Origin of the sequence: Niallia laureatilytica, assembly GCF_046613985.1 — a bacterium.
In the GTDB taxonomy this organism is placed as follows: Bacteria; Bacillota; Bacilli; order Bacillales; family Cytobacillaceae; genus Niallia.
Window position 1 is genome coordinate 1 of sequence record NZ_JBKKHP010000035.1, and the last position, 1,475, is coordinate 1,475.

Genomic DNA, 1,475 nt, shown 5'->3' on the forward strand with positions numbered 1-1,475 from the left:
TGTACCCTTTGTAAAGGACATTTTATAAAAAGTCTATGCTGCTGTAAGAAGATGATCTCTGTATTGAACAGGGGTCATCTTTTTTAAGTTCCATTGGTATCTATAGTAATTGTAATAAATCATATATTGTTTGATTTCCTTTTTTACTTCATCTAAACTTGTACATGTTTTAATAGAGGCTTCATCTTTAAGATGGCCAAAGAATGATTCTTGGGGGGCATTATCCCAACAGTTTCCTCGTCTTGACATAGATTGGCGTAACCCTAATTTTTTTACTGCTTTTTGAAAGATAGGACTTGTATAATGAACACCTTGATCGGAATGAATGAAAGCATCTTTTGCACACGTAAAGTTTCTGTTCTTCTTTAACTTCTTGAGAGTGACTGTTGCCAATTCCAAGGTCATTCTATCCGATACATGATAGGCTAGAATTTCACCAGTTGAACTGTCCTTAACTGCTGATAAATAGGCTCTTAGCCCTTTGCCGAAGGAAAGGTATGTGATATCAGTCAGAAGCACTTTCCCTGGAATCCCTTGCTTAAATTGTCTATTTAAAAGGTTTGGTACAACACGGTGTTCCATTGTAGCTTTCATCATTTGTCTATAAGGATTTGCCTTTCTAATCGGACAAATAATATTGTATTTCTTCATAATTCGTCGTATACGTTTTAAATTATAGACAACTTTAAATTGACCCGCCAAAGTCATTTTAATTTGGCGTGCCCCTTTCTTACGATTCTTGAAATGAAATGCTTTTAAGATGATTGCCTTCACTTCTTCATCCTGTTCATCTTTTCTCTTTCTTTGTTCGTGTGACTTTTGAGAAAAGTAATTATAGTAGCCACTTCTTGATACACCTGAGATATCACATAAATAACTCACCATATGCTTCAAGTGGTATTTTTCAATTACCGAATGTATGAGGCGATATTTTTGGAAAGGAGGGAGAACTACTTTTTCATCCTCCTTTCTGCCAAACGAATCTTTTTTAATAGTTCGTTTTCTGCCTTTAATAAATTATTTTGAGCTTCTAGTCTTGCGTATTTCTCTTCCATGCTAAGTTCTCTTTCACTAGGTCTTCCTGAATTCTCGTTTCTGGTATCTTGTAACCCAGATACCCCATTTTCACGATAGTTAGCACGCCATCTCTTTCCCGAAGAACTAACTCGAGGCATACCAATAATATCTATATCGAACCCGCATTCCTCAAATATTACCCTTGGTAGCTTACCTTTTTCGTTTTCTGCGATAAAAATATGTTTAAACTCTTCCGTATAAGTGATTCCTTTTGCACTTACAGATTTAACGTACTTATTAGCTGATAGTAGTTTTATCTCTTTCTCTGTAAAAATCCTATTACTCATAAAAAATCTCCAGTCCCATGTTGTTTTTTCTCTAGTTGTGTTTCTTTATTATACAAAAAAGCACCCTATAGGTAGACTTTTTTTAGTGTCTACTCTATAGGGTACATTTTA

At 34.8% G+C, this 1,475-nt stretch carries 1 protein-coding gene; it reads right to left on the minus strand.

From position 1 onward, the window contains the following. Window positions 1-33: 33 nt before the first annotated feature. Window positions 34-1,364, minus strand: a protein-coding gene (locus tag ACLIJJ_RS26765; RefSeq protein WP_411412013.1) for an IS3 family transposase whose coding sequence is annotated in 2 segments (ribosomal slippage) — window positions 34-977 and window positions 977-1,364 — 1,332 coding nt in all. Because the reading frame shifts where the segments join, the coding sequence is not laid out codon by codon here. Window positions 1,365-1,475 lie beyond the last annotated feature (111 nt).